Source organism: Desulfothermus sp. (assembly GCF_053993635.1).
On sequence record NZ_JBMYBT010000096.1, the window covers coordinates 1 to 2,181 of the forward strand.

Consider the following 2,181-nt stretch of genomic DNA (forward strand, 5'->3'; position numbering starts at 1 on the left):
TTGTCATTAGGAGGAAAGTAAAATGGAAGTGTTTGGTGCTTTAGGTGTTTTAGTAGGATCCATTGTAATTATTGTAATTACTGTTTTAGGATTTCTTATGCCTTGGTTCATTTATAAAATTCATAAAAATGTGAAAGCTATTCGTGAACTTCTAGAAAAGAAAGAAAGTTTTTCTTTTCAACACATTGAGCGCTCGGAAAATTCCAAAATTTAACAGGTAGAAGCCTTTTTAATAACTAAAAGGAGGATAATATGGCAGGTGATATTATAAAGATAGAGGATTTCATAGCTAATTGGAAGGATTCTCCAGCAAAGGATGTTTTTTTAAAAGTAAAAGAACTTATTTTAGATTTTGAAGATGTTGAAATAGACTTTGTGGAAAGGCAAGGTATTAGTTATTCTTTAAGGGCAAAACATAAAAAACAGACAACAAGAAAAATCTTTGTTATGGTAGATGTAATTGATGATGATCCAGAAAATAGGTGGCTGTCCATTTGTTTTTATGGAGATATGATTACCGATCCAGAGGAAAAAGGGGATTTAATCCCCGGAGGTCTATTAGGAGAAGATGGATACTGTTTTGATCTGGATGATTTTTCAGAACAAGAGGTAAATTACATAGTAGATAGAATAAAAGAGGCGTACTTTACAGCATCAAAGTAAGTAGGAGATTAATATAAAGGAATCACCAGGAAAAAAAGAGGGGGTGAGCTTTAAGCTCGCTCCTGTGCCATCATTTTTAAGACCAGTCAAGGGTAAAATTTTTAAGCAGTAATGGGGTATTTTAGCGATTTAATGTAGATTTTCTGCGTTGGTATTTAAACCTTTAATTATTTTAATTTTGTCATTTCTGAAGGAGACATGGGTTTTCCTAAATAATATCCCTGAATATAATCACACCCTTTGGCTTTTAGAAACTTTAACTGTTCTTCTGTCTCAACTCCTTCTGCAAGAACTTTTAGGTTCAGACTGTGTCCAAGATTTATGATGGTTTCTATAATGATCTCATCCTGTCTTGATTTGCCAATTTTTTGCACAAAGGAAAGGTCAATTTTAAGCACATCAATTTGAAATTGAGATAGATATGCCAGAGAAGAATATCCTGTTCCAAAATCATCAATAGCAATAGAAAAGCCCATAAACTTTATATCATGAAGCATCTTTAAAGAAAAATCGTTGTTTTCCACCAAAATCCTTTCTGTAATTTCTAATTCTAACTGATGAGGCTTTATCTTATGAAAAATAACAGCTTCTTTTAATGAATTCAAAAAATCCGGGCTGTTAAAATCAAGTGCAGATATATTTACAGCCACTTTAAAATCATCTCGACCTGTTATGCTATTCCAAAGACTTATCTGTTCACACACCTTTTTGATAACAAATCTCGTAATATTTATTATAAGTCCACTATCTTCTGCTATAGGGATAAACTCAGAAGGAGGTATAAATTTGTTTAATTTAGAGCAATACCACCTGATAAGTGCTTCACATTGAACTAATTTAAGATCATCTACTCTGAATACAGGCTGATAGTTAACAGAAAACTCTTCTTTTTCAATCGCAGACTTAAGAAGCTCCTCCAAACTTACTCTTTTCTTTATCTTTTCTTCTATTGCTTTATCAAATACCACACATTCATCAAGCTTTTCTCTTTTTGCTACACTTAAAGCCATTTCACTGTGTTCCAAAAGCTTGGAAATTTCGTCTGTAACATCAGGATATATTGACCCACCAACATGACATCCCAAATCCACCACCCTCTCTTTTACTTTTATCTTTTGAGCAAATCCTTGTTTAAACCTGGCAGAGATTTTAAAATACTCCTTTAAAGATAAATCTTCACATATAAGAATACCAAATTTGTCTATCTCCAGTCTAAAACCAAGATCTTCCTTTCTCAAAAGGGACTTTATCATGCCTCCAACCTCTTTTAATACTGCATTACCAAATTCATGTCCCCAATAAAAATTCAACAAAGAAAAGCTTTTCAGATCAAGCAATATCAAAGCAACTTTATTTGGCAAATCAGGTTTTGTAGAAAACTCGTTCAACAATTCAATAAGATAGTTTTTGTTATAAAGCCCTGTTAACTCATCAAAATAAGCCAGTTTTTTTATCTTTGATTCTGCCTCCTTTAAATGAGTAATATCTGTTATTGAAGCCAATCTCATTTTTTGGCCT

3 protein-coding genes are annotated in these 2,181 nt (G+C 32.5%); 2 read left to right on the forward strand and 1 reads right to left on the reverse strand.

What is annotated here, in order from left to right:
- Positions 1-22 precede the first annotated feature (22 nt).
- Positions 23-214, forward strand: a complete 192-nt coding sequence (locus tag ACY2V1_RS07350; RefSeq protein WP_461834149.1) for a hypothetical protein — start codon at positions 23-25, stop codon at positions 212-214.
- Positions 215-252: 38 nt separating this feature from the next.
- Complete coding sequence (locus ACY2V1_RS07355) at positions 253-663, forward strand: hypothetical protein (RefSeq protein WP_461834150.1); 411 nt, start codon at positions 253-255, stop codon at positions 661-663.
- A gap of 167 nt (positions 664-830) precedes the next feature.
- Here ACY2V1_RS07355 and ACY2V1_RS07360 read toward each other — a convergent pair.
- Positions 831-2,181, reverse strand: a 1,351-nt coding sequence (locus tag ACY2V1_RS07360; RefSeq protein WP_461834151.1) for a putative bifunctional diguanylate cyclase/phosphodiesterase, incomplete at its 5' end; no start/stop codon positions are given.

Coding starts and splice junctions, on each gene's coding strand:
- ACY2V1_RS07350 (WP_461834149.1), top strand. CDS start 23: ATGGAAGTGTTTGGTGCTTTAGGTGTTTTAGTAGGATCCATTGTAATT.
- ACY2V1_RS07355 (WP_461834150.1), top strand. CDS start 253: ATGGCAGGTGATATTATAAAGATAGAGGATTTCATAGCTAATTGGAAG.